The sequence below is a fragment of the Streptomyces sp. NPDC053367 genome, from assembly GCF_044545925.1.
Classification (GTDB): Bacteria; Actinomycetota; Actinomycetes; order Streptomycetales; family Streptomycetaceae; genus Streptomyces.
On record NZ_JBITYN010000011.1, the window covers coordinates 70,569 to 93,239 of the forward strand.

General features: G+C 72.1%; 19 protein-coding genes. 17 read left to right on the forward strand and 2 right to left on the reverse strand.

The window, feature by feature from the left end:
- Positions 1-64 precede the first annotated feature (64 nt).
- The 3 genes from ACIGXJ_RS28705 to ACIGXJ_RS28715 are packed head-to-tail and all read left to right on the forward strand — an operon-like array spanning position 65 to position 2,497.
- The gene (locus tag ACIGXJ_RS28705; protein WP_399651169.1) at positions 65-763 is read left to right on the forward strand and encodes a response regulator; all 699 of its coding nucleotides are present in this window, start codon (positions 65-67) and stop codon (positions 761-763) included.
- A gap of 59 nt (positions 764-822) precedes the next feature.
- Positions 823-2,007, forward strand: coding sequence for a cytochrome P450 (locus ACIGXJ_RS28710; protein WP_399651171.1), 1,185 nt, complete (start codon positions 823-825; stop codon positions 2,005-2,007).
- 52 nt (positions 2,008-2,059) lie between these two features.
- A complete protein-coding gene (locus ACIGXJ_RS28715; protein ID WP_399651174.1) occupies positions 2,060-2,497 on the forward strand; it encodes a PaaI family thioesterase in 438 nt (145 codons plus the stop codon).
- 82 nt (positions 2,498-2,579) lie between these two features.
- Here ACIGXJ_RS28715 and ACIGXJ_RS28720 read toward each other — a convergent pair whose 3' ends face one another.
- On the reverse strand, positions 2,580-3,599 hold the full coding sequence (locus ACIGXJ_RS28720; protein ID WP_399651176.1) for a Gfo/Idh/MocA family oxidoreductase: 1,020 nt from the start codon (positions 3,597-3,599) through the stop codon (positions 2,580-2,582).
- 128 nt (positions 3,600-3,727) lie between these two features.
- On the opposite strand from ACIGXJ_RS28720, the gene ACIGXJ_RS28725 reads away from it, so the two are divergent.
- From ACIGXJ_RS28725 to ACIGXJ_RS28770, 10 genes are all read left to right on the forward strand, one after another.
- Positions 3,728-4,465: a GntR family transcriptional regulator gene (locus tag ACIGXJ_RS28725; RefSeq protein WP_399651952.1), complete on the forward strand. Its 738-nt coding sequence runs from the start codon at positions 3,728-3,730 to the stop codon at positions 4,463-4,465.
- 169 nt (positions 4,466-4,634) lie between these two features.
- Positions 4,635-5,639: a sugar ABC transporter substrate-binding protein gene (locus ACIGXJ_RS28730; RefSeq protein ID WP_399651178.1), complete on the forward strand. Its 1,005-nt coding sequence runs from the start codon at positions 4,635-4,637 to the stop codon at positions 5,637-5,639.
- Positions 5,636-6,667, forward strand: a complete 1,032-nt coding sequence (locus tag ACIGXJ_RS28735) for an ABC transporter permease (RefSeq protein ID WP_399651182.1) — start codon at positions 5,636-5,638, stop codon at positions 6,665-6,667. The genes ACIGXJ_RS28730 and ACIGXJ_RS28735 overlap by 4 nt, the downstream gene beginning before the upstream one ends.
- On the forward strand, positions 6,664-7,434 hold the full coding sequence (locus ACIGXJ_RS28740; RefSeq protein ID WP_399651185.1) for an ATP-binding cassette domain-containing protein: 771 nt from the start codon (positions 6,664-6,666) through the stop codon (positions 7,432-7,434). The genes ACIGXJ_RS28735 and ACIGXJ_RS28740 overlap by 4 nt, the downstream gene beginning before the upstream one ends.
- 116 nt (positions 7,435-7,550) lie before the next feature.
- Positions 7,551-8,696 (forward strand): ROK family glucokinase, encoded by a 1,146-nt coding sequence (locus tag ACIGXJ_RS28745; protein ID WP_399651188.1) that lies wholly within the window; start codon positions 7,551-7,553, stop codon positions 8,694-8,696.
- On the forward strand, positions 8,693-9,274 hold the full coding sequence (locus ACIGXJ_RS28750) for a sugar kinase (protein WP_399651190.1): 582 nt from the start codon (positions 8,693-8,695) through the stop codon (positions 9,272-9,274). Before ACIGXJ_RS28745 ends, ACIGXJ_RS28750 begins: the two co-directional genes overlap by 4 nt.
- Before the next feature lie 230 nt (positions 9,275-9,504).
- Positions 9,505-12,354 (forward strand): SNF2-related protein, encoded by a 2,850-nt coding sequence (locus tag ACIGXJ_RS28755; RefSeq protein WP_399651192.1) that lies wholly within the window; start codon positions 9,505-9,507, stop codon positions 12,352-12,354.
- Complete coding sequence (locus tag ACIGXJ_RS28760; protein WP_399651194.1) at positions 12,351-14,339, forward strand: SWIM zinc finger family protein; 1,989 nt, start codon at positions 12,351-12,353, stop codon at positions 14,337-14,339. Before ACIGXJ_RS28755 ends, ACIGXJ_RS28760 begins: the two co-directional genes overlap by 4 nt.
- 605 nt (positions 14,340-14,944) lie before the next feature.
- Positions 14,945-16,465: a hypothetical protein gene (locus tag ACIGXJ_RS28765; protein ID WP_399651196.1), complete on the forward strand. Its 1,521-nt coding sequence runs from the start codon at positions 14,945-14,947 to the stop codon at positions 16,463-16,465.
- 202 nt (positions 16,466-16,667) lie between these two features.
- Positions 16,668-17,156, forward strand: coding sequence for a GNAT family N-acetyltransferase (locus ACIGXJ_RS28770; RefSeq protein WP_399651198.1), 489 nt, complete (start codon positions 16,668-16,670; stop codon positions 17,154-17,156).
- Positions 17,157-17,380: 224 nt separating this feature from the next.
- Here the strand turns inward: ACIGXJ_RS28770 and ACIGXJ_RS28775 are convergent, their stop codons facing one another.
- Entirely contained in the window at positions 17,381-19,066 is a 1,686-nt protein-coding gene (locus tag ACIGXJ_RS28775; RefSeq protein WP_399651200.1) for a ribonuclease J, read from the reverse strand.
- Positions 19,067-19,457: 391 nt separating this feature from the next.
- On the opposite strand from ACIGXJ_RS28775, the gene ACIGXJ_RS28780 reads away from it, so the two are divergent.
- From ACIGXJ_RS28780 to ACIGXJ_RS28795, 4 genes are all read left to right on the forward strand, one after another.
- Complete coding sequence (locus tag ACIGXJ_RS28780; RefSeq protein ID WP_399413250.1) at positions 19,458-19,661, forward strand: cold-shock protein; 204 nt, start codon at positions 19,458-19,460, stop codon at positions 19,659-19,661.
- A gap of 188 nt (positions 19,662-19,849) precedes the next feature.
- Positions 19,850-21,145: an alpha/beta fold hydrolase gene (locus ACIGXJ_RS28785; RefSeq protein ID WP_399651202.1), complete on the forward strand. Its 1,296-nt coding sequence runs from the start codon at positions 19,850-19,852 to the stop codon at positions 21,143-21,145.
- Between the two features lie 35 nt (positions 21,146-21,180).
- The gene (locus ACIGXJ_RS28790) at positions 21,181-21,816 is read left to right on the forward strand and encodes an MBL fold metallo-hydrolase (RefSeq protein ID WP_399651205.1); all 636 of its coding nucleotides are present in this window, start codon (positions 21,181-21,183) and stop codon (positions 21,814-21,816) included.
- A gap of 46 nt (positions 21,817-21,862) precedes the next feature.
- Positions 21,863-22,642, forward strand: a complete 780-nt coding sequence (locus tag ACIGXJ_RS28795; RefSeq protein WP_399651208.1) for an exodeoxyribonuclease III — start codon at positions 21,863-21,865, stop codon at positions 22,640-22,642.
- Positions 22,643-22,671 lie beyond the last annotated feature (29 nt).

The window sequence follows — 22,671 nt, forward strand, 5'->3', positions numbered from 1 at the left end:
GGCCCCTTTCTCGGCTTTCTCGGCCCCGCCCCCACAGCCCGTACGACCGTGGTTTCGTAGGCCCATGACAGCGATCAAGGTGCTCCTCGTCGACGACGACCCCCTGGTGCGCGCCGGGCTGTCCTTCATGATGGGCGGCTCCCCGGACATCGAGATCGTGGGGGAGGCCGCCGACGGCGCCGAGGTGGAGGCGCTGGTGGAGCGCACCCGCCCGGACGTCGTGCTGATGGACATCCGGATGCCGGCCGTGGACGGCCTGACCGCGACCGAACGGCTGCGCGGCCGCGAGGGCGCACCGCAGGTCGTGGTCCTGACCACCTTCCACGCCGACGAGCAGGTGCTGCGGGCCCTGCGCGCGGGCGCCGCCGGCTTCGTCCTCAAGGACACCCCGCCCGCCGAGATCGTCGCAGCGGTCCGCAAGGTCGCCGCCGGCGACCCGGTCCTGTCGCCCACCGTCACCCGGCAGTTGATGGCCCACGCGGCCGGCGGCACGGCCGGCTCCGCCGCCGGCACCCGGCGGGCACGCGCGCGTGAGCGCGTCGCCCGGCTCAACGACCGCGAGCGCGAGGTCGCCGTCGAGGTCGGCCGCGGCCGGTCCAACGCCGAGATCGCGGCGACCCTGTTCATGAGCGTCGCCACCGTCAAGACACACGTCTCCCGCATCCTCGCCAAGCTCGACCTCAACAACCGCGTGCAGATCGCCCTGCTCGCCTACGACGCCGGGCTCACCGATGCCGAAGAAGATCGCCGAAACGGGCACTGAAGCGGACGCCCGTGCGTTGTGCGGGGTGAGGACCACGGATATGGCGAGGGGGAGGCTCCATGACCGAGGTGATCGACCTGGGGTGCTACGGGGACACGTTCCGCACCGACCCGCACCCGGTCTACGCCGAGCTGCGCGCCCGCGGGCCGGTGCACCGGGTCAGGCCGCCGGGCGCGGGGCCCGAGCACGAGACCTGGCTGGTCGTCGGCCACGAGGAGGCCCGCGCGGCGCTCGCCGACCCGCGGCTGGCCAAGGACCCCGCCAAGCTCGGCATGACCTTCCTCGACGAGGAGCACATCGGCAAATACCTGCTGAGCGTCGACCCGCCCGACCACACCCGGCTCCGCTCCCTGGTCACCCGCGCCTTCACCCCGCGCCGTGTGGAGCAACTGCGGCCGCGCGTCCAGCAGATCACCGACGAACTGCTGGACGCGATGCTGCCGCACGCCCGCGCCGACCTCGTCGAGTCCCTCGCCTTCCCGCTGCCCATCACCGTCATCTGCGAACTGCTCGGCGTCCCCGAGATGGACCGCGCGGCCTTCCGCAAGATGTCCACCGAGGTGGTCGCCCCCAGCAGCTCCGGCAGCGAGTACGACGCCGTGGTGCGCCTCGCCGAGTACCTCACCGCGCTCATCGAGGACAAGCGCGCCGGCGGCCCGAGCGACGACCTGCTCGGCGACCTGATCCGCACCACCGCCGAGGACGGCGACCGGCTCTCCGCCGGCGAACTGCGCGGCATGGCCTACCTGCTGCTCGTCGCCGGCCACGAGACCACCGTCAACCTCATCGCCAACGGCGTCCACGCCCTGCTCACCCACCCCGTCCAACTCGCCGACCTGCGCGCCGACATGGGCCTGCTCGACGGCGCCGTCGAGGAGATGCTGCGCTGGGAGGGCCCGGTGGAGACGGCCACCTTCCGGTTCGCGGCGGAGCCGATGGAGATCGCCGGGGTGCCGATCGCGCAGGGCGAGTCCGTGCTGGTCGGCCTCACCGCCGCCGGCCGCGACCCGCGGCGCTACACCGACCCCGACCGCTTCGACATACGCCGTGACCCGCGCGGCCATGTCGCCTTCGGGCACGGCATCCACTTCTGCCTCGGCGCCCCGCTGGCCCGCCTGGAGGGCCGTACGGCGATCCGGACCCTGCTGGAGCGCGCCCCCGGCCTCGCCCTGGACGGCCCTTCCGGCGACTGGCTGCCGGGCATGCTGATGCGCGGCATGCGCAGCCTGCCGGTGCGCTGGTGACACCGGTGACCTCCGCGACGACCCTTCCCACGAACCTCAGGAGCCCCGCAGCATGAGCGCACCCTCCCGCCCGGTCGAGCTGGACCTGGACACGGCCCGACAGGCCCTGGCCGCCCAGCCGTTCAGCAGACTCCTCGGCACCCGCATCAGCGCCTTCGGCGACGGCGAGGCGGTCCTGGAGCTCGACATCCGCGAGGAACTCCACCAGCAGAACGGCTTCGTGCACGGCGGGGTCCTGTCCTACGCCGCGGACAACGCGATCACCTTCGCCGCGGGCAGCGCCCTCGGCCCGGCCGTCCTGACCTCCGGCTTCTCCATCCAGTACGTCCGCCCGGCGCTGGGACGCACGCTGCGGGCCGCCGCCCAGGTGGTGCACGCGGGCCGCCGCCAGGCCGTCGTCCGCTGCGACCTGCTGACGCTCGCGGAGGACGGCGAGGAGACGCTGTGCGCGGTGGCGCAGGGCACGGTGCTGTCGTCGCGGACGTCGTGAGAGGGCTCGGCGCAGGGGGCTCGGCGCAGGGCCTTGAGCCGGGCGCGGGCCCGGTGGCGCCTTCCGAGGCGTCCCGGCAGGCTCAGGCGCCCAGGTCCCGCCCGCCCGGGATCTCGCCCAGCCTGACCGGCCGTCGCTCGCGCCGCGACAGCTCGCAGGCCTCGGCGATCCGCAGCGCCTGCAGGGCCTCGCGCCCGTCGCAGGGGTTGGCCCGCTCGCCGCGCACCACCTCGATGAACGCGGCCAGTTCGGCCTCGTAGGCGGGCCCGAAGCGCTCCAGGAAACCGGTCCAGGGCTTGGACGCGGCGGGTGGCCCGGCCGGCTCGGTGGAGGCGATCGGCGTACGGTCGTCCAGGCCGACGGTGATCTGGTCCCGCTCACCGGCGAGCTCCATCCGGACGTCGTAGCCGGCGCCGTTCAGCCGGGTCGCGGTCGCCGTGGCCAGGGTGCCGTCGTCCAGGGCGAGCACCACCGCCGCCGTGTCGATGTCACCGGCCTCGCGGAACATCCCCGGCCCGGCGTCGGACCCGGCCGCGTACACGTCGACCACCTCACGGCCGGTCACCCAGCGCAGGGCGTCGAAGTCATGGATGAGGGTGTCCCGGTACAGCCCGCCCGACAGCGGCAGATAGGCGGCGGGCGGGGGCGCCTGGTCGGAGGTGATGGCCCGCACGGTGTGCAGCCGGCCCAGACGCCCGGCGCGTACGGCCTCGCGTGCGCCGGTGTAGCCGGTGTCGAAGCGGCGCTGGAACCCCATCTGCAGGACCGTCCCGGCCGTCTCCACCTCGGAGATCGCCTGCAGGGTGCCCGGCAGGTCCAGCGCGATGGGCTTCTCGCAGAACACCGGCAGGCCCGAGCGGGCGGCCCGCCCGATGAGCTCGGCGTGCGCGGAGGTCGCCGCCGTGATCACCACGGCGTCCACGCCCCACTTGAAGATCTCGTCCACACCGGGTGCCGCCGTCTCGCCCAGCCGCTGGGCGAGCTCCTGCGCCCGCGCGGGATCGACGTCCGTGAGGATCAGGGACCCGACGTCACGATGACGGCTCAGCGTGTTGGCATGGAAGGTGCCGATGCGGCCCGTACCGATGACCCCGATGCGCATGGAATCAAGGTGCGGGCGGACCGGCCATCTGTCAATCCGTATGTCCGGACAACCGGACTACACAACTTCCCGTCAACCATTCACGGAGCTACGCTCGGGCCGTGCCCAAACCAGACGTTGACCCGGCCGTGCGACTCGAGCTCAGTGTGGACCGCAGCTCGCCGGTGCCGCTGTATTTCCAGCTGTCCCAGCAGCTGGAGGCCGCCATCGAGCACGGGACGCTCACTCCAGGCAGCCTCCTGGGCAACGAGATCGACCTCGCCGCCCGGCTCGGCCTGTCCCGGCCCACGGTCCGCCAGGCCATCCAGTCCCTGGTCGACAAGGGCCTGCTGGTGCGCCGCCGCGGGGTCGGCACCCAGGTCGTGCACAGCCAGGTCAAGCGCCCGCTGGAGCTCAGCAGCCTCTACGACGACCTGGAGGCGGCCGGGCAGCGCCCCGCGACGAAGGTGCTGGTCAACACGATCGTCCCGGCCTCGGCGGAGGTCGCGGCGGCCCTCGGCGTCCCGGAGGACAGCGACGTACACCGTGTGGAGCGCCTGCGCCTGGCCCACGGCGAGCCGATGGCGTACCTGTGCAACCACCTGCCGACCGGCCTGCTGGACCTCGACACCGCCCAGCTGGAGGCCACCGGTCTCTACCGCCTGATGCGCGCCGCCGGCATCACCCTGCACAGCGCCCGCCAGTCCATCGGCGCCCGCGCCGCCACCGCCACCGAGGCGGAGCGCCTGTCCGAGCCCGAGGGCGCCCCCCTTCTGACCATGCGGCGCACCACCTACGACGACACCGGCCGTGCCGTCGAACAGGGCGACCACACCTACCGCTCCACCCGCTACTCCTTCGAGTTCCAGCTCCTCGTGCGGCCCTGAGGCATGCCCGGCCGTCGGCCGCCGTTCGTCGCAATGTCCTGACAAGGCGGCCGACTCGCCCTCCCCGGCCATGAGGTGCACGATCCCTGTGTTCGATACTGGGGCGTTTGGGGCCGGTGGGACGACCGGCCCCGCGTACGGCAGAACACGGCAAGAAGGGCACGGCCTCGTGGCACGGTTTCGGACCTGGGCAGGGATCGCGTTGGCGGGGGCACTCAGCGTGTCCCTGGCGGCGTGCAGCAGCACCGGCGGCAAGCGCGCCGAGGACGCCCGCAAGGCCGCGGCCGAGCGGGGCAGGGCGGCGGTGTCCACTCCCCGCTGGACCTTCGCGATGATCACCCACTCGGGTGACGGCGACACCTTCTGGGACATCGTCCAGAGCGGCGCCGAGGAGGCCGCCGCCAAGGACAACATCAACTTCCTGTACTCCCACGACGACGAGGCCCAGCAGCAGGCCCAGCTCGTGGACGCGGCGATCGACAAGAAGGTCGACGGGATCGTCGTCACCCTCGCCAAGCCCGACGCGATGAAGGCCGCCGTGGCCCGTGCCGTGAAGGCCGGCATCCCGGTGATCACCGTCAACTCCGGCTCCGCCGAGTCCAAGGCGTTCGGCGCGCTCACCCACATCGGCCAGGACGAGACCGTCGCCGGCCGGGCCGTCGGCGAGGAGCTCGACGCGCGCGGCCGCAAGCACGCCGTCTGCGTCCTGCACGAGCAGGGCAACGTCGGCCACGAGCAGCGCTGCGCCGGAGTGAAGGAGACCTTCGACGGCGACGTGCAGAACCTCTACGTCACCGGCACCAACATGCCCGACGTGCAGTCCGCGATCGAGGCCAAGCTCCAGGCCGACAAGGACATCGACGCGGTCGTCACGCTCGGCGCCCCCTTCGCCGACACCGCCGTGAAGGCCAAGCAGGACGCCGGCAGCGACGCCGAGATCGACACCTTCGACCTCAACGCCAAGGTCGCCGCCGGCCTGAAGGACGGCACCCTCGGTTTCGCCGTCGACCAGCAGCCCTACCTCCAGGGCTACCAGGCGATCGACCTGCTGTGGCTCTACCGCTACAACGCCGACGTCCTCGGCGGCGGCAAGCCGGTCCTCACCGGCCCGCAGATCGTCACCGAGGACCAGGCGTCCGCGCTGGAGGAGTACACGAAGCGGGGCACCCGATGAGCGCGACGACCACCGACGATCGACTGCTGCGCACCTCACCGCTGAAGAAGCTGCTCGGCCGCCCCGAACTCGGCTCGGCCGTCGGCGCGATCGCCGTGTTCGTCTTCTTCGCGCTCGCCGCCGACAGCTTCCTGCAGGCATCCAGCCTCAGTACCGTCCTGTACGCGTCATCGACCATCGGCATCATGGCGGTCCCGGTCGCGCTGCTGATGATCGGCGGCGAGTTCGACCTGTCCGCCGGCGTCATGGTGACCTCGTCGGCGCTGATCTCGTCGATGTTCAGCTACCAGATGACCGCGAACGTCTGGGTCGGCGTCGGTGTCTCGCTGCTCGTCACCCTCGCCATCGGCGCCTTCAACGGCTTCATGCTCACCCGCACCGGCCTGCCCAGCTTCATCATCACGCTCGGCACCTTCCTGATGCTGACCGGCATGAACCTCGGCTTCACCAAGCTGATCGACGGCACGGTCTCCACCAAGACCATCGCCGACATGGAGGGCTTCCCCACCGCCCACGACGTCTTCGCCTCGGCCTTCACGATCGGTGACGTCGACTTCAAGATCACCATCCTGTGGTGGTTCGGCCTGGTCGCCGTCGCCTCCTGGATCCTGCTGCGCACGCGCGTGGGCAACTGGATCTTCGCGGTCGGCGGCAACAAGGACGCGGCCCGCGCGGTCGGCGTCCCCGTCACCAGGACCAAGATCGGCCTCTACATGGGCGTGGCCCTCGGCGCCTGGATCGCCGGCCAGCACCTGCTGTTCTCCTATGACGTCGTCCAGTCCGGCGAGGGCGTCGGCAACGAGCTGATCTACATCATCGCGGCCGTCATCGGCGGCTGTCTGATCACCGGCGGCTACGGCAGCGCGGTCGGCTCGGCGGTCGGCGCGTTCATCTTCGGCATGACCAGCAAGGGCATCGTCTTCGCCGAGTGGAACCCCGACTGGTTCAAGTTCTTCCTCGGAGCGATGCTGCTCCTCGCGACCCTGCTCAACGCCTGGGTCCGCAAGCGGGCGGAGGCCACCAAGTGACACTCGTCGAGCTGACCGACGTCAGCAAGCGCTACGGCAACGTCCGCGCCCTCGAAGGCGTGTCCCTTGAGGTCCACGCGGGTGAGATCACCTGCGTGCTCGGCGACAACGGCGCGGGCAAGTCCACCCTCATCAAGATCATCTCGGGCCTGCACCAGCACGACGGCGGCACCCTGCGCCTCGACGGCGAGGAGACGAGGCTCTCCTCCCCGCGCGAGGCACTGGACCGCGGTGTCGCCACGGTCTACCAGGACCTCGCGGTCGTCCCCCTCATGCCGGTCTGGCGCAACTTCTTCCTCGGCTCCGAGCCGCGCAAGGGCATCGGCCCGTTCAAGCGCCTGGACGTCGACCACATGCGCCGCACCACCCACGCCGAACTGCTGCGCATGGGCATCGACCTCCGCGACGTCGACCAGCCCATCGGCACCCTCTCCGGCGGCGAACGCCAGTGCGTCGCCATCGCCCGGGCCGTCCACTTCGGCGCCAAGGTCCTCATCCTCGACGAGCCGACCGCGGCCCTCGGCGTCAAGCAGTCCGGCATGGTCCTGAAGTATGTGGCCGCGGCACGCGACGAGGGCCTGGGTGTTGTCTTGATCACCCACAACCCCCACCACGCGTACCTCGTAGGAGACCGCTTCGTCCTCCTGAAGAGAGGCACGATGGTGGGCAACCACACCCGAGACCAGATCACCCTGGACGAGCTGACCCAGCAGATGGCGGGCGGCTCGGACCTGGACGCTCTACGCCACGAACTGCAGCGCGGTTAGGGGCGCGGGGAACCGCGCGATCGACCACATACCGCCCGCAGCCGCTGTATGAGACGAGCCACCCCGTTGCTGTTGCGTACGCCGGGCAGTGTGCCCGTACGGCAGAATCGGCTCTGATGAGCACCTACCGCGACCTCACCGCCCCCATCGGCTCCCGCCGCGCGCCCGTCCTGCGCACGGTCGGCACCAGGGAACGCCGCTCGCACCTGACGGCACCCCGCGTGCCGACCGTGGGCATCGACATCGGCGGCACCAAGGTGATGGCGGGCGTGGTCGACGCCGACGGCAACATCCTGGAGAAGGTCCGCACCGAGACCCCGGACAAGTCCAAGAGCCCCAAGGTCGTCGAGGACACCATCGTCGAGCTCGTCCTGGACCTGTCCGACCGGCACGACGTGCACGCCGTCGGCATCGGCGCGGCCGGCTGGGTGGACGCCGACCGCAACCGGGTCCTGTTCGCCCCCCACCTGTCCTGGCGCAACGAGCCGCTGCGCGACCGCATCGCCGGGCGCCTCGCCGTCCCCGTGCTCGTCGACAACGACGCGAACACCGCCGCGTGGGCCGAGTGGCGCTTCGGCGCCGGCCGCGGCGAGGACCACCTGGTGATGATCACCCTCGGCACCGGCATCGGCGGCGCGATCCTGGAGGACGGCCAGGTCAAGCGCGGCAAGTACGGCGTCGCCGGCGAGTTCGGCCATATGCAGGTCGTCCCCGGAGGGCACCGCTGCCCGTGCGGCAACCGCGGCTGCTGGGAGCAGTACAGCTCAGGGAACGCCCTGGTCAGAGAGGCCAAGGAACTGGCCGCGGCCGACTCCCCGGTGGCGTACGGGATCGTCGAGCACGTCAAGGGGCAGGTCGGCGACATCACCGGCCCGATGATCACCGAGCTGGCCCGCGAGGGTGACGCGATGTGCATCGAGCTGCTCCAGGACATCGGCCAGTGGCTCGGTGTCGGCATCGCCAACCTCGCGGCCGCCCTCGACCCCTCCTGCTTCGTGATCGGAGGCGGCGTCTCGGCCGCCGACGACCTGCTCATCGGCCCCGCGCGGGACGCCTTCAAGCGGCATCTCACCGGCCGCGGCTACCGCCCCGAGGCCCGGATCGTGCGCGCCCAGCTCGGCCCCGAGGCCGGCATGGTGGGCGCCGCCGACCTCGCCCGGCTGGTCGCCCGCCGCTTCCGGCGCGCCAAGCGCCGCCGCGTGGAGCGCTACGAGCGCTACGAGTGGTTCGCCGCCTCCCGCCGCACCGGGGAGTCCCAGTGACGGATTCCCTGCCCCAGCAGCCCGGCCCGCCCGACGCGCCGGCCCACGACACGGAGGACCGCCGCCACATGCGCCGCCGACGGGCGCTCACCCTGCTGATCATCGTGCTGCTCATCGGCGTCCCGGCCGGCTACCTGATGATCTCCGCCGCACAGAGCCGCGCCAGCGGCAAGGACAAGGAGGCGCGCTACTCGGCGCGCGGTCTGACCGAGGACTGGCCGTCCAAGGTCCAGCGCCGCCTCTACCAGGTGCCGATACCGCACCCGTCCGTGAAGGTCGCCCACTACGAGACGAACAACTGGAAGACCAGCCGTCTCTACGTCCAGTTCCAGGCGCCCAACGTCAACCTCGACGAGTTCCTGCGGAACATGGGCGCCAGCCGGGCCCAGCTCAAGCGCGGCGACATCACCATCAGCGCCCGCGACCAGCGGATCACCGGCTGGGACTTCAGCGGCCCAGGCCCCTGGTACGGCCTCGTCCACGAGCAGAAGAAGCCCGCGCCCACCCAGGACGTGATGGTGAACCTGTCGGAGCCGAACAACCCGTTCGTGTACGTGGTCTCCCGTACGACGCCCTGAGGCTCGCGCAGGAGGGCCCGGGGCTTCCTCACGACGGCCCGAGGCTTCCGGTACGGCGCCCCGGCTGTCCTTACGAACGCCCCCCTGAGAGGTTCTCCGCACGCGCCATGAGGCCAGGGCCACGGTCTGCCCGGGACGGCCCGGGGCGGTCTCCGGGGCCGATTGTCAGACCCCGCCCGTAGAGTCGAAGACATCTGATCCGACACGACGGGCGGGAGGTGACAGGACGTATGACCGACACGGCGACGACCCCGCGACCGGACCTGGCCGCCCTGCCGCGCCTCGCGGCCGTCTTCCTCCCGGCCCCGCTCCCGCGCGAGGGCCGCGTCGCCTTCTGGGACCCGGAGGGCGGGCCGGCGCCGGCCTCCGAGGACGTCACCGAGCTGACCGTCGTCCGCCCCCACGGCAAGGGTGTGCGCCGCGGCACCGCGCCCGCACTCAGCCTGCCGCTCGACCAGGCCCTGCCTCTGCTCGTCCGGGCCAGGCGGGACCCCGCCGCCCACCCCGCCACCGTCTGCTGGGGCGCCGCCGCCCTGCACGCGCTGCGGCTCACCGCGCGGGGCCGTCTGCTGCCCGGGCTCACCACCTCCGGACACGACGCCTGGCGTGCCGGCCCCCTCGACCCGGACGACATCGCACACCTGCGCGCTGTCGCCGCCGCCCTGCCCTACGAGGGCCATGCCGTGCCGCTGCCCGGTCCGGGCCCGGTCCGGCTGCCCGAGCCGGAGGCGCTGATGCGCGCCTTCCTGGACGCGGTCGCGGACACCCTGCCCCGCACCCCGGCCGCCCCGCACGCCTGCGGCCGCCCCTTCGCCGACCGCCGCCCCCAGCATCTGCCCGCAGCCCACGACTGGGCCGCCGAGGTCGCCGCCGGCATGGACGCGGGCGTACGCGTCTCCCTCCGGCTTGACCTGTCGGCGTACGACATCTTCGACAGCGGCGACGGCGGGGGAGCCGAGGCACCCGGCGGGGAGCGGGTCCGGCGCGCGGGGGCCGCGATCGTGCAGGTGCACAGCCTCGCCGACCCCACCCTGGTCGCCGACGCGACCGCGCTGTGGGCGGGGGAGGCCGACGGGGCGTTCGGGCCACGCGCGCGGGTGGACGCCGCGCTCGCCGTCCGCCGCGCGGCCCGGGTCTGGCCGCCGCTGGACCGGCTCGCAGAGCAGGACGTGCCGGACGTCCTCGCCCTGTCCGAGGAGGAGTTGGGCGATCTGCTCGGGGTGGCCGCGACCCGGCTCGCCGCGGCCGGGGTCGCCGTCCACTGGCCCCGCGACCTCGCGCGCGACCTCACCGCCACCGCGGTGGTGCGGCCCGCCCCCGGCTCCGCGACCGACGGCACCGGCTTCTTCGAGAGCGAGGAACTGCTCCGCTTCAGCTGGCAGCTCGCCATCGGCGGCGACCCGCTCAGCGACGCCGAGATGGACGCGCTGGCCGAGGCCCACCGTCCGGTCGTCCGGCTGCGCGACCAGTGGGTGCTGGTGGACCCCGCCCTCGTCCGCAAGGCCCGCAAGCGCGAACTGGGCCTGCTCGACCCGGTCGACGCGCTCTCGGTGGCGCTCACCGGCACCGCGGAGGTCGACGGCGAGACAGTCGAGGCGGTCCCGGCCGGCGCGCTGGCCGCCCTGCGCGACCGCCTGACGGCCGGCGTACGCCCCGCGGAACCGCCCGCCGGACTCGCCGCCACCCTGCGCGACTACCAGCTGCGCGGCCTGGCCTGGCTCGACCTCATGACCTCCCTCGGTCTCGGCGGCTGCCTCGCCGACGACATGGGCCTGGGCAAGACCGTCACCGTCATCGCCCTCCACCTCAAGCGCGCCCGCACCGAACCGACCCTGGTGGTCTGCCCCGCCTCCCTGCTCGGCAACTGGCAGCGGGAGATCACCCGCTTCGCCCCAGGCGTCCCCGTCCGCCGCTTCCACGGCACCGAGCGCAGCCTCGACGACCTCGACGGCGGTTTCGTCCTCACCACCTACGGCACCATGCGCTCGGCCGCCACGGCCCTCGCCGAGCAGCGCTGGGGCATGGTCGTCGCCGACGAGGCCCAGCATGTGAAGAACCCGTACTCCGCCACCGCGAAAGCCCTGCGCACCATCCCGACCCCCGCGCGCGTGGCCCTCACCGGCACACCGGTGGAGAACAACCTCTCCGAACTGTGGGCCCTGCTCGACTGGACGACCCCCGGTCTGCTGGGCCCGCTGAAGTCCTTCCGCGCCCGGCACGCGCGCGCGGTGGAGACGGGCGAGGACGAGGAGGCGGTGCGGCGGCTGGCCCGCCTGGTGCGCCCCTTCCTGCTGCGCCGCAAGAAGTCGGACCCGGGGATCGTCCCCGAACTGCCGCCGAAGACGGAGACCGACCACCCGGTCCCGCTCACCCGCGAACAGGCCGCGCTGTACGAGGCCGTGGTCCGCGAGTCGATGGCCGCGATCGAGACGGCGGACGGCATCGCCCGGCGGGGCCTGGTCCTGAAGCTGCTCGGCGCGCTCAAGCAGATCTGCGACCACCCGGCGCTCTACCTCAAGGAGGCCGACGGCAACCCGGAGGGCCTGGCCGCCCGCTCCGGCAAACTCGCCCTGCTGGACGAGCTGCTGGACACCCTGCTCTCCGAGGACGGCTCGGCGCTGGTCTTCACCCAGTACGTCGGCATGGCCCGGCTGATCACCGCCCACCTCGCCGGCCGCGCGATCCCGGTCGACCTCCTGCACGGCGGCACGCCCGTACCCGAGCGCGAGCGCATGGTGGACCGCTTCCAGGACGGGGCGACTCCGGTGCTGGTGCTGTCGTTGAAGGCGGCGGGCACCGGCCTGAACCTCACCCGCGCGGGCCATGTCGTCCACTTCGACCGCTGGTGGAACCCGGCCGTCGAGGAACAGGCCACCGACCGCGCCTACCGCATCGGCCAGACCCAGCCGGTCCAGGTCCACCGGCTCATCACCGAGGGCACCGTGGAGGACCGCATCGCCGAGATGCTCGCCGCCAAGCGCGCCCTCGCCGACGCCATCCTCGGTTCCGGCGAATCGGCCCTGACCGAACTCTCCGACCGTGAGCTGTCCGACCTGGTCTCCCTGCGGAGGACGTCATGACGGAGGAACGCCCGGCGGAGACACCGCCGAACCCGGACGCAGCCCCGGACGCCACAGCTGCGGACGCCCCCACCGCACAGTCCTCCGGTCCCGCGGACGAGGCCCGTCGCGCGCTGCGGGCCGCACTGAGCCGGGTGCACCCCGAACCGGACGCCGGCAGGCCGCGGCGGCGCACCCCGGCAGTCCGGGTGCGCCCCGCCGACAGCCCGCCCGGCCCCGCCGACGCGGCCCGCGCGGCCCTGCGCCGTGGCACGCCTGCCCCGGAGACGGCGCCCGGTCCGGAGCCGTCTCCCGGGCCGGAGACGGCGCCCGGCCCCGAGACCGGAGGCGCGCCGGTGCCCGAGGCGGACGCCGCCGACACTCCCGCCCTCGCGCCCGACGCGGCACAGCGGACCACGGACCCCGAGGGGCACCGGCCGCACCCCGGTCCGCGGCCCGGTGACGTCGCCCGCGCGGCACTGCGTGCGGCCAGAGCGGCCCAGGAGCCGGCCGGCGGCGACCGCACGTCCTCGGGGCCGTCCCGGAGCGAAGCCGCGCCCCCGACCGAGGCACGCCGCCACCGTCCGGCCGAGGCACCCCGCCGACGCCCCGCGCCGAAGGCCGACCCGGCCCCGGACACGGCGGACGGCCCCCGCCCCCTGCCCCCGCACCCTCCGGCCCGGACGGATCACCTCACCCCTGAGCAGCTTCTGACGGCCTCTCAGCCCGCCTCCACCTCCCGCTCCATGGCCGACCCGCACCGCGACACCGACCTGCGCCGCACCTTCCCCGCCTTCAGCACCCGCCCCGCACAGGGCGCCTTCGCCGAGACCTGGTGGGGCAACGCCTGGGTCAGGGCGCTGGAGGAAGGCGCCCTGGACGCGAAGCGGCTGGTGCGCGGGCGGGGGTACGCCGAGCAGGGGCATGTGGACGCCATCACGGTCACACCCGGGCTGGTGCTGGCGTACGTGCAGGGCAGCAGGCCGCGGCCGTATCGCGTGCAGGTGCGGCTGCGGACGCTGGACGACGCCGACTGGGAGAGGTTCCTGGACGCCGCGGCGGAGCGGCCCGCGCACATCGCGGCACTGCTGGACAAGGAGTTGCCCCCGTCCCTCGCGGACGGCGCCGTGCCGCTGCTGCCCGGCCCGGGGGAGCTGGAGCCGCACTGCAGCTGCCCGGACCGCGGCCACCCCTGCAAGCACGCCGCGGCGCTGTGCTACCAGACGGCCCGGCTGCTCGACGCGGACCCGTTCGTGCTGCTCCTGCTGCGCGGACGGGGCGAACGCGCGCTGCTGGACGCGCTGTCCCGCCGTAACGCCGCGCGCGCGGCCCGTGCCGCGCAGGAGCAGCCCCCCGCCCCGCTGCCGGGCGTGCGCGCGAGCGAGGTGCTCGCCCGGCGGGAGCGGCCGCCGCTGCCGATGCCGTCGCCGGCCCCCGCGCACCCCGAGCAGCCCCCGGCCTACCCGGCCGCGCCGGGCGGCCCCGACCCCTTCGCGCTGGACCAGCTGGCCACCGACGCCGCCGCCCGCGCCCACACGCTGCTGGTCACCGGCGACGACCCGATCGGCGAACTGACGCTGTGGCAGGACGCGGTGCGGCTCGCCGCGGCCCGCCCCGGCTCAGGACTGACCGCGGGGAGCCGCTCCCTGTACGCCTCGCTCGCCTCCGCGGCGGGCCGCACACCGGCCGAGCTGGCCCGCGCGGTCGCCGCGTGGCGGCAGGGCGGCCCGGACGGCCTCGCCGTGCTGGAGGAGGCGTGGGACCCGCCGGCCGGCCGGTTCGACCGCGCGCGTCCCCTGCTCCTGGCCGCCGACCTGCCGGCCTTCCGCCCGCACCGCAACCGACTGACCCATCCCCGCGGCCACCTCCAGCTCCGCCTCGGCCGCGACGGCCTCTGGTACGCCTACGAGTCCGACCCCGGCGCCGACGACTGGTGGCCCCGGGGCACCCCCGACCACGACCCGGTCGGCGCCCTCACCGGCCTGGGCACCGCCTCGGGTCTGTGACCGGGCGGCCGCCTCGGGGGACACGCCGAACAGAGGCACGCGAAACAGCCCGGCCCGCCAATTTCCCTCCCCATGCGGAAAATCCGCTGGATTCCGGCAGTCGGCAGCGAATTCACCCATGTCGCCGACATCCCCGCGAACGAGTCCGGAATAGGTCAAACCGGCGAATACGCCGCCACCTCGTCGCCCGCTGCTACGCCTGTGACCAGCACAAACGCCCGTGCCCTGCCGAGGTGCAGGCCGCGCGCCTCGTGCGAATCGCGGCGATCAACGGTTGACCTTCACCCCTGTGGAACCTTGGCAAGATCCATTGAAGAGGAGGCGCGCGTCTACCCAACTCATGTCGCGGTAACCGCACTGTACTTCTGTATGACCATCAGATGACTGCTCCGTATACTGAGCCGAAGCCCCCCCGCCCGAGCCCCCGGCCAGAGAGTCTTCACGCCCCGATGAACAATTCACTTCCTCCCCTGTCGCCCAACTATGCGACGGAAAGAACTCGCGTCGCCAAGGAGCATGTGGAGGTTTATGGGAAATGGCCCGTCCAATTCCAGTTCCGCCCGGCTCACGGTGACCACCGGCACCTGCTCGTGGTGTTCTCGTCCGTGGACAGCAGGTACGGGTTCGGTGCCGCGCTCGACGGCGTTCTCTGCAATGTCCTGCGCATCCGGGACCACTTCGACGACGGGGCCTCCTACTATGTGGCCCGCAATATGGACTTCAGTGTCTCCGATTCCATTCAGGAGCTCATCGAGGACTATATGGGGCGCCTGGGCGTGACGAAGGACGAGGTGACTCTCCTGGGCACCTCCAAGGGTGGTGCCGCCGCGCTCTACTACGGCCTGAAGTACGACTACAAGAACATCGTCTCCTCGACTCCGCAGTATTTCCTGGGGAGTTACTCCAAGGGTCACGGCCAGCTCGGCGACGCCGTCCTCGGCGAGGGGCAGTCGGACGAGAACGTCGCCGTCATGGACTCCGTGATGAAGAACCTCCTGGACAAGGAGGTGGACTTCAACCGGAACATCTACCTGATCTCGTCGCCCAACGACTACCAGTACGAGCAGGAAGTGAAGCACTACCTGCCCGCGCTCCGGGCGTACGAGAACTTCAACTTCCTGTTCCTGGACTCGCCCACGGTCCAGGAGCACTACCAGGTGACCCGCCAGGCGCTGCCTTCGGTGTGGAGCATCGTCCACGCCCTGTCGGAGGGTTTCACCCCCCGTATCGGGGAGGTCCGCATCGGTGCCGGCACGCAGGACCCGGAGAAGGCGTCCGCGTACCTCGCCGAGCTTCGCCGGCGCGACACCGTCGTGGCCACCCTCACCGGTGCCGTGCGCATCGACGGCAAGCTGCACCTGAAGGGCCACGCCTTCCTGCCGGGCGTCTCCCCCGAGGGGCCGACCACGGAGACCAAGCGGCTCGTCCTGGAGGAGAAGGGCACGACCTTCGTCTATCCGCTGGACACGCGGCCGGGCAAGAAGCTCTACCGGGAGTATTTCGACGAGTACTTCTGCGAATACGCCGAAGGTGAATTCGCCACGGAGAACGGCCTCGACTTCACCTCCCTGCCCCGAGGCACCTTCGACGTGTCCGTCAGCGTGGCCAGCGAGGCCGAGGGCATCGAGCGCAGGACCCGGCTGACCTCGGACAAGGTCATCGACCGGCGTCTTCCCTTCGGTGACTCGGAGGTCATCTTCCGCGGCGGCAAGGCCGGCCTCAAGGTGATCAAGAGGAACATCATCGGAGTGGACTCCGAGAGCGCGGCCTTCTCGCTGGTGAAGTCCGAGCAGCAGGACCGGAAGATCCACACGGAAGGCGTCTTCTTCCTGCCGGGCCGCAACGCCGAGCGGGAAATGCACGCCGCCTACTACCTCGTTCTCCAGGGGAAGTCCGAGACGTACTCGTACCTGCTGGCGGCGAAGAAGAACGCCACGCGGGTGCGGCCGCTCGTACCACAGGGCGACTTCGGCAACTACGACGCCGGATACTTCACCACCGAAGCCGGCGGAATCGACGTGTCGGATCTCCCCGCCGGCCGGTACAACCTCTTCGTCTCCCTGAGCGCGGGCGGCGCCCTGCTCACGAAGAAGGCCGGCAAGGTCACCCTGAAGAAGACCCGCTGACACGTCGGCGGCACATCGCGCATTCCGCAGGACGGGAAGGCCCCGGGCATCCAGCCCGGGGCCTGACCCTTGTCCGCGTCCCGTGCTGCTGCTGCCGGTGCACCATGGTGCCGGCCGGCTCCGCCGCAGCGGTGCGGGAACGACAGGCCCTGGCAGCCGACCCTCCGCGCGCAGGCGCTTCCCGGTGCGAAATACTTCTGGGATGGGTTCACGCACTTCCCCGGCCGGCCGGCCGATCACGATACGGCGGGCCGTCGCGCGGGATGCCAAGCGGCTCACGCGGCTCGTGCGGGGCTCAGGCGCCTACCGGGGTGAGTACGCAGCCGCAGTCGCGGGCTACCGGGTCGGCCCTGATTACATCGAGGCCCACCGCAGCTTCGTAGCGGTCGACGGCGACGAGCACGGAGGCCGGGTCCTCGGGTTCTACTCGCTCGTCCTCGACCCGCCGGAGCTCGACCTGCTGTTCGTCGCCGACGAGGCGCAAGGGCGGGGCATCGGACGACTGCTCGTCACGCACATGCTCTCCGAGGCCCGCGGGGCCGGGCTGGATCGTGTCAAGGTCGTGTCGCACCTTCCCGCCGAGGGGTTCTACCACCGCGTCGGTGCAGTGCGGACCGGAACCGCGTTCGCGAACCCGCCCGCCGTGCCCTGGGACCGTCCCGAGTTCGAGTTCCGCATTCCTTCGCAATGACGCGGTGTGCCGCTCCGCAGGGCGCCGGCTTCGCCTGCCCGGTGGCCGGCACACGCGAGCCGCCGGACGCTGCGTGCTCCGTGGGTGCCGTCGTGCCCCGCATGGTCCGTGGGTGCCGTCGTGCCCCGCATGGTCCGTGGCCGGGGCTGAGCCAGCTGCCGCACCCTTGAGCTGCGTGACGACTGGGGTCCCCGGCCTTGCGGACCGTGCGGCCGGGCCGGGGCTCAGGCGTCGATGATGACGGGGATGATGAGGGGCTGGCGGCGGTGGGTGCGGAACGCCCAGTTCGCCACGGCGCGGGCGACGAGCTGTTCGAGCTGGCGCGCGTCCCCGACACCCTCCGCGGCCGCGGTGGCCAGTGTCTTCTCGATGACGGGGATGACCGGCTCGAAGGTGGTGTCGTCGTGGACGAAGCCCCGGGCCAGGAAGTCGGGGGCCTCGGCGAGGGCACCGGTGTCCGCGTCGACGATGGCCACCACCGTGACGACGCCTTCGGCGGCGAGGGTGAGGCGGTCCTTGAGGGACGCTTCGGTGGCGCCGCCGACTTCCATGCCGTCCACGTAGACGTTGCCGGCGGGAACCTTGCCGGTGATGGACGCGCGCCCGTCGACGAGGTCGACGACGACGCCGTCCTCGGCGATCACGACCCGTTCGGGGTCGACGCCGGTCCGGATGGCGAGGTCGGCGTTGGCCCGCAGATGGCGCCATTCGCCGTGCACGGGCATGACGTTGCGGGGTTTGACGATGTTGTAGCAGTAGACGAGTTCGCCGGCGCTGGCGTGCCCCGAGACGTGCACCTTGGCGTTGCCCTTGTGGACCACGTGGGCGCCCCACCGCGTGAGTCCGTTGATCACCCGGTAGATGGCGTTCTCGTTGCCGGGGATCAAGGAGCTGGCGAGCAGGACGGTGTCGCCCTTGCCGATGCGGATCATGTGGTCGCGGTTGGCCATCCGGGACAGCGCGGCCATCGGTTCGCCCTGGGAGCCGGTGCACACCAGAGCGATTCTGTGGTCCGGGAGCCTCTCCAGCTCCTTCGTGCTCACGACCAGACCGGAGGGGACCTTCAGATAGCCCAGGTCACGGGCGATGCCCATGTTGCGGACCATCGACCGGCCGACGAAGGCGACCTTGCGGCCGTGCTGGTGGGCGGCGTCCAGGATCTGCTGGATGCGGTGCACATGGCTGGCGAAGCTGGAGACGATGACCCGGCGCGGCGCGGTGCGCATCACCTGCTCGATCGCCGGGTTCAGCTCCCGCTCGGAGGTGGTGAAGCCGGGAACCTCGGCGTTGGTGGAGTCGGTCAGGAACAGGTCCACGCCCTCCTCGCCCAGACGGGCGAAGGCGCGCAGATCGGTGATGCGGTCGTCGAGGGGGAACTGGTCCATCTTGAAGTCGCCGGTGTGCAGCACCATCCCGGCCCGGGTGCGGATCGCGACCGCGAGGCTGTCGGGGATGGAGTGGTTGACCGCCACGAACTCGCAGTCGAAGGGCCCGAAGCCACGCCGGTCGCCCTCGCGCACCCGCACCGTGCGTGGCCGGATGCCGTGTTCCCTGAGCTTGGCCTCCAGGAACGCCAGAGTCAGCTTGGAGCCGACGACGGGAATGTCCGACCGCTCGCGCAGCAGGTACGGCACGCCGCCGATATGGTCCTCGTGGCCGTGGGTGAGCACCACCGCCACGACGTCGTCCAGCCGGTCCCGGATCGAGGTGAAGTCCGGCAGGATCACGTCCACGCCGGGCTGCGTCTCCTCGGGGAACAGCACGCCGCAGTCGACGATGAGCAGCTTGCCCGCGTGCTCGAAGACGGTCATGTTGCGGCCGATCTCACCTAGGCCGCCCAGGGCGATGACCCGCAGCCCTCCTTCGGGAAGGGGCGGGGCGGCTTTCAGCTCGGGGTGGGGATGACTCATACCCTGACGGTACCCGCAGAGCGGGACGGTGTGATCCATTGCCCGTGTGATCGTCTGTCCCGACGGAGCGGGGCACCCGCTGCCGGTGTCCCGGCACGACCGGATCACCCGCAGGGGCTGCCCCGGCACGACCGGATCACTCCGGCGACCGGGACGGGGAGTCGCTGCGCGGGCGATCAAGCCCTTCGTTTCGAGCCGGATGCTGGCGCGTTTTCGCTAGCGACTTCGGTCATGGCGTTATAGCGTTGTGATCAGCAGTCGTGGTTCCGAAGTTCCGTTCGCCCGTGATCGCCATCGCGGGCGTTCTTGCTGTTTAGCGCCTCTCCGGACCAGGGCGATCACCTCCCGGCCGCGCATGGTGCGCGCCCGGTTTCCCTCGAAGGAGACAGTCATGGCCAAGGGCACAGTGAAGTGGTTCAACAGCGAGAAGGGCTTCGGCTTCATCGAGCAGGAGGGCGGCGGCCCCGACGTCTTCGCCCACTACTCCAACATCGCCAGCACGGGCTACCGCGAGCTGCAGGAGGGCCAGAAGGTCGAGTTCGACGTCACGCAGGGCCAGAAGGGCCCGCAGGCGGAGAACATCCGCCCCGCCTGATCGCGCGCCTCGACGAGGGCCCGGCATCCCGGCTTCGGGAGGCCGGGCCCTTGCCGTACGCCGCAGTGATCAGCCGGGCCGGCGCCGACCGGTGTCACGCATGCCCCGCTGAGCCGGCCAGGAGCCGGACCGGCGTCCGGCGCCCCCTCGTTATAGGGGCGTCCGTGAGACGTGAGAGGGTCTGACGCGTGAGTGAGACACCGTCGAACACCCTGCAATACCGATTTGACGGGCCAGAAGAGGCCCCGGTCTTGATCCTCGGTCCCTCACTGGGCACCACCTGGCACATGTGGGACCGCCAGGTCCCCGAGCTGACCCGACAGTGGCGGGTCTTCCGGTTCGACCTGCCGGGGCACGGCGGCGCCCCCGCGTACCCGGCCGGATCGGTCGCCGACCTCACCGCGCGGCTGCTGGCCACGCTCGACGGGCTCGGGGTGCAGCGCTTCGGGTACGCCGGTTGCGCGCTCGGCGGGGCCGTCGGCATCGAGCTGGCCCTGCGCCACCCCGAGCGGCTCGCGTCCCTCGCGCTGATCGCGGCCTCGCCGCGGTTCGGCACGGCCGACGAGTTCCGCCAGCGCGGGGTGATCGTACGGACGAACGGCCTGGACCCCATCGCCCGTACCGCGCCCGACCGCTGGTTCACCGCCGGTTTCGCCGCCGCGCAGCCCGCGATCACCGACTGGGCCGTGCAGATGGTGCGGACGACCGACCCCGGCTGCTACATCGCCGCCTGCGAGGCGCTCGCCGCGTTCGACGTGCGTCCCGAGCTGACCCGGGTCGGGGTGCCGACGCTCGTGCTGGTCGGCTCCGAGGACCAGGTCACCGGCCCCGCGGAGGCGCGCACCCTGGTCGCCGGCATCCCCGACGCACGCCTGGCCGTCGTCCCAGGCGCCTCGCACCTGGTACCCGTCGAGCAGCCCGCGGCCGTCACCGACCTGCTGGTGCGGCACTTCTCCACCGCCTGGCAGCCGGACACCGGTACCGGCCCGATCCCGGTGCCGGTCGCCGCCCCGGCCCAGCCGATGGCCGTCGTGGCGCCCGCACCGGTCGCGCCCATCGCCGAGATCGCCCCGGCCGCGGCCCAGCCCGAGGCCGAAGTGCCCGCGGACCCCTACGAGACGGGGATCAAGGTACGCCGCGAGGTGCTCGGCGACGCGCACGTGGACGGCGTCCTCGCGCAGACCGACGACTTCTCCGCCGACTTCCAGGACTTCCTCACCCGCTGCACCTGGGGCGAGATCTGGGACCGGCCCGGCCTGGACCGCCGCACCCGCAGCTGCGTCGCGCTCACCGCGCTCGTCGCCGGCGGGCACCTGGAGGAACTCGCCGTCCACACCCGCGCCGCCCTGCGCAACGGCCTCACCCCGGCCGAGATCAAGGAGGTCCTGATGCAGGCGGCCGTCTACTGCGGCATGCCCGCGGCCGGCAGCGCCTTCCGGGTCGCGCAGCAGGTCATCCGCGAGGAGACCACCCTGCCGGAGTGAGCGGCGGCGAGGGCCGCGCGGCAGGATGGGGGACCATGAAGCTCACGAAGATGACACACGCGTGTGTCCGCCTGGAGAAGGACGGCCGCACGCTCGTCCTGGACCCCGGCGGCTTCACCGAGGAGGACGCCGCGCTCGGCGCGGACGCGCTCCTCGTCACGCACGAGCACCCCGACCACTTCGACGAGGGACGGCTGCGCGCCGCGCTGGAGGCGAACCCGGCCGCCGAGATCTGGACCCTGAGGGCGGTCGCCGACCGGATCTCGGCCGCCTTCCCGGGCCGGGTGCACACCGTCGGCCACGGCGACACCTTCACCGCGGCCGGCTTCGACGTCCAGGTGCACGGCGAACTGCACGCCGTGATCCACCCGGACATCCCGCGCATCACCAACGTCGGCTTCCTGGTCGACGGCGGCCGCGTCTTCCACCCCGGCGACGCCCTGACCGTGCCGGACCACGAGGTGGAGACGCTGATGCTCCCGGTCATGGCGCCGTGGAGCAAGATCTCCGAGGTCATCGACTACGTCCGCGAGGTCCGGCCGCGACGGGCCTACGACGTCCACGACGCCTACCTCACCGATCTGGCCCGCCCGATCTACGACCATCAGATCGGCGCGCTGGGCGGCACCGACCATCTGCGGCTGTCCCCGGGCACCTCCGCCGACGTCTGAGACCGCAGAGAGGGCGTTGTCAGACCCTCCGGGTAGGTTGTGAGGCATGCGCATCGCGACCTGGAACGTGAACTCGATCACCGCCCGCCTGCCGAGGCTCCTGGCCTGGCTGGAGAGCAGCGGCACCGACGTGCTGTGCCTCCAGGAGGCCAAGGTCTCCGAGGAGCAGTTCCCGTCGGAGCAGCTGCGCGAGCTGGGCTACGAGTCGGCGGTCCACGCCACCGGCCGGTGGAACGGCGTGGCGGTGCTCTCCCGCGTCGGCATCGAGGATGTGGTCAAGGGCCTGCCGGGCGACCCCGGTTTCGACGGCGTGGTCGAGCCGAGGGCGATCTCGGCGACCTGCGGCCCGGTCCGCGTCTGGTCGGTGTACGTGCCGAACGGCCGCGAGGTCGAGCACCCGCACTACGCGTACAAGCTCCAGTGGTTCGAGGCCCTCAAGGCCGCCGTCGCCGGGGACGCGGGCGGCAGCCGCCCCTTCGCGATCCTCGGCGACTACAACGTGGCGCCGACGGACGACGACGTCTTCGACCCGGCGGCCTTCGTGGGCTCCACCCATGTCACCCCGGCCGAGCGCGCCGCGCTGGCGTCCCTGCGCGAGACCGGCCTGAACGACGTGGTGCCGCGCCCGCTGAAGTACGAGCACCCCTTCACGTACTGGGACTACCGCCAGCTCTGCTTCCCCAAGAACCGCGGCATGCGCATCGACCTGGTCTACGGCAACGCCCCCTTCGCCAAGGCCGTCAGCGACGCCTACGTCGACCGCGAGGAGCGCAAGGGCAAGGGCGCCTCGGACCACGCCCCGGTGGTCGTCGACCTGGACGTTTAGGGCCTGTCCCTTTCGGCCGACCTGATCCG

Bases quoted from the DNA above. Each gene is read 5' to 3' on its own strand.
- ACIGXJ_RS28705 (WP_399651169.1), top strand. From the start codon at position 65: ATGACAGCGATCAAGGTGCTCCTCGTCGACGACGACCCCCTGGTGCGC.
- ACIGXJ_RS28710 (WP_399651171.1), top strand. From the start codon at position 823: ATGACCGAGGTGATCGACCTGGGGTGCTACGGGGACACGTTCCGCACC.
- ACIGXJ_RS28715 (WP_399651174.1), top strand. From the start codon at position 2,060: ATGAGCGCACCCTCCCGCCCGGTCGAGCTGGACCTGGACACGGCCCGA.
- ACIGXJ_RS28720 (WP_399651176.1), bottom strand. From the start codon at position 3,599: ATGCGCATCGGGGTCATCGGTACGGGCCGCATCGGCACCTTCCATGCC.
- ACIGXJ_RS28735 (WP_399651182.1), top strand. From the start codon at position 5,636: ATGAGCGCGACGACCACCGACGATCGACTGCTGCGCACCTCACCGCTG.
- ACIGXJ_RS28745 (WP_399651188.1), top strand. From the start codon at position 7,551: ATGAGCACCTACCGCGACCTCACCGCCCCCATCGGCTCCCGCCGCGCG.
- ACIGXJ_RS28755 (WP_399651192.1), top strand. From the start codon at position 9,505: ATGACCGACACGGCGACGACCCCGCGACCGGACCTGGCCGCCCTGCCG.
- ACIGXJ_RS28760 (WP_399651194.1), top strand. From the start codon at position 12,351: ATGACGGAGGAACGCCCGGCGGAGACACCGCCGAACCCGGACGCAGCC.
- ACIGXJ_RS28770 (WP_399651198.1), top strand. From the start codon at position 16,668: ATGGGTTCACGCACTTCCCCGGCCGGCCGGCCGATCACGATACGGCGG.
- ACIGXJ_RS28775 (WP_399651200.1), bottom strand. From the start codon at position 19,066: ATGAGTCATCCCCACCCCGAGCTGAAAGCCGCCCCGCCCCTTCCCGAA.
- ACIGXJ_RS28780 (WP_399413250.1), top strand. From the start codon at position 19,458: ATGGCCAAGGGCACAGTGAAGTGGTTCAACAGCGAGAAGGGCTTCGGC.
- ACIGXJ_RS28790 (WP_399651205.1), top strand. From the start codon at position 21,181: ATGAAGCTCACGAAGATGACACACGCGTGTGTCCGCCTGGAGAAGGAC.
- ACIGXJ_RS28795 (WP_399651208.1), top strand. From the start codon at position 21,863: ATGCGCATCGCGACCTGGAACGTGAACTCGATCACCGCCCGCCTGCCG.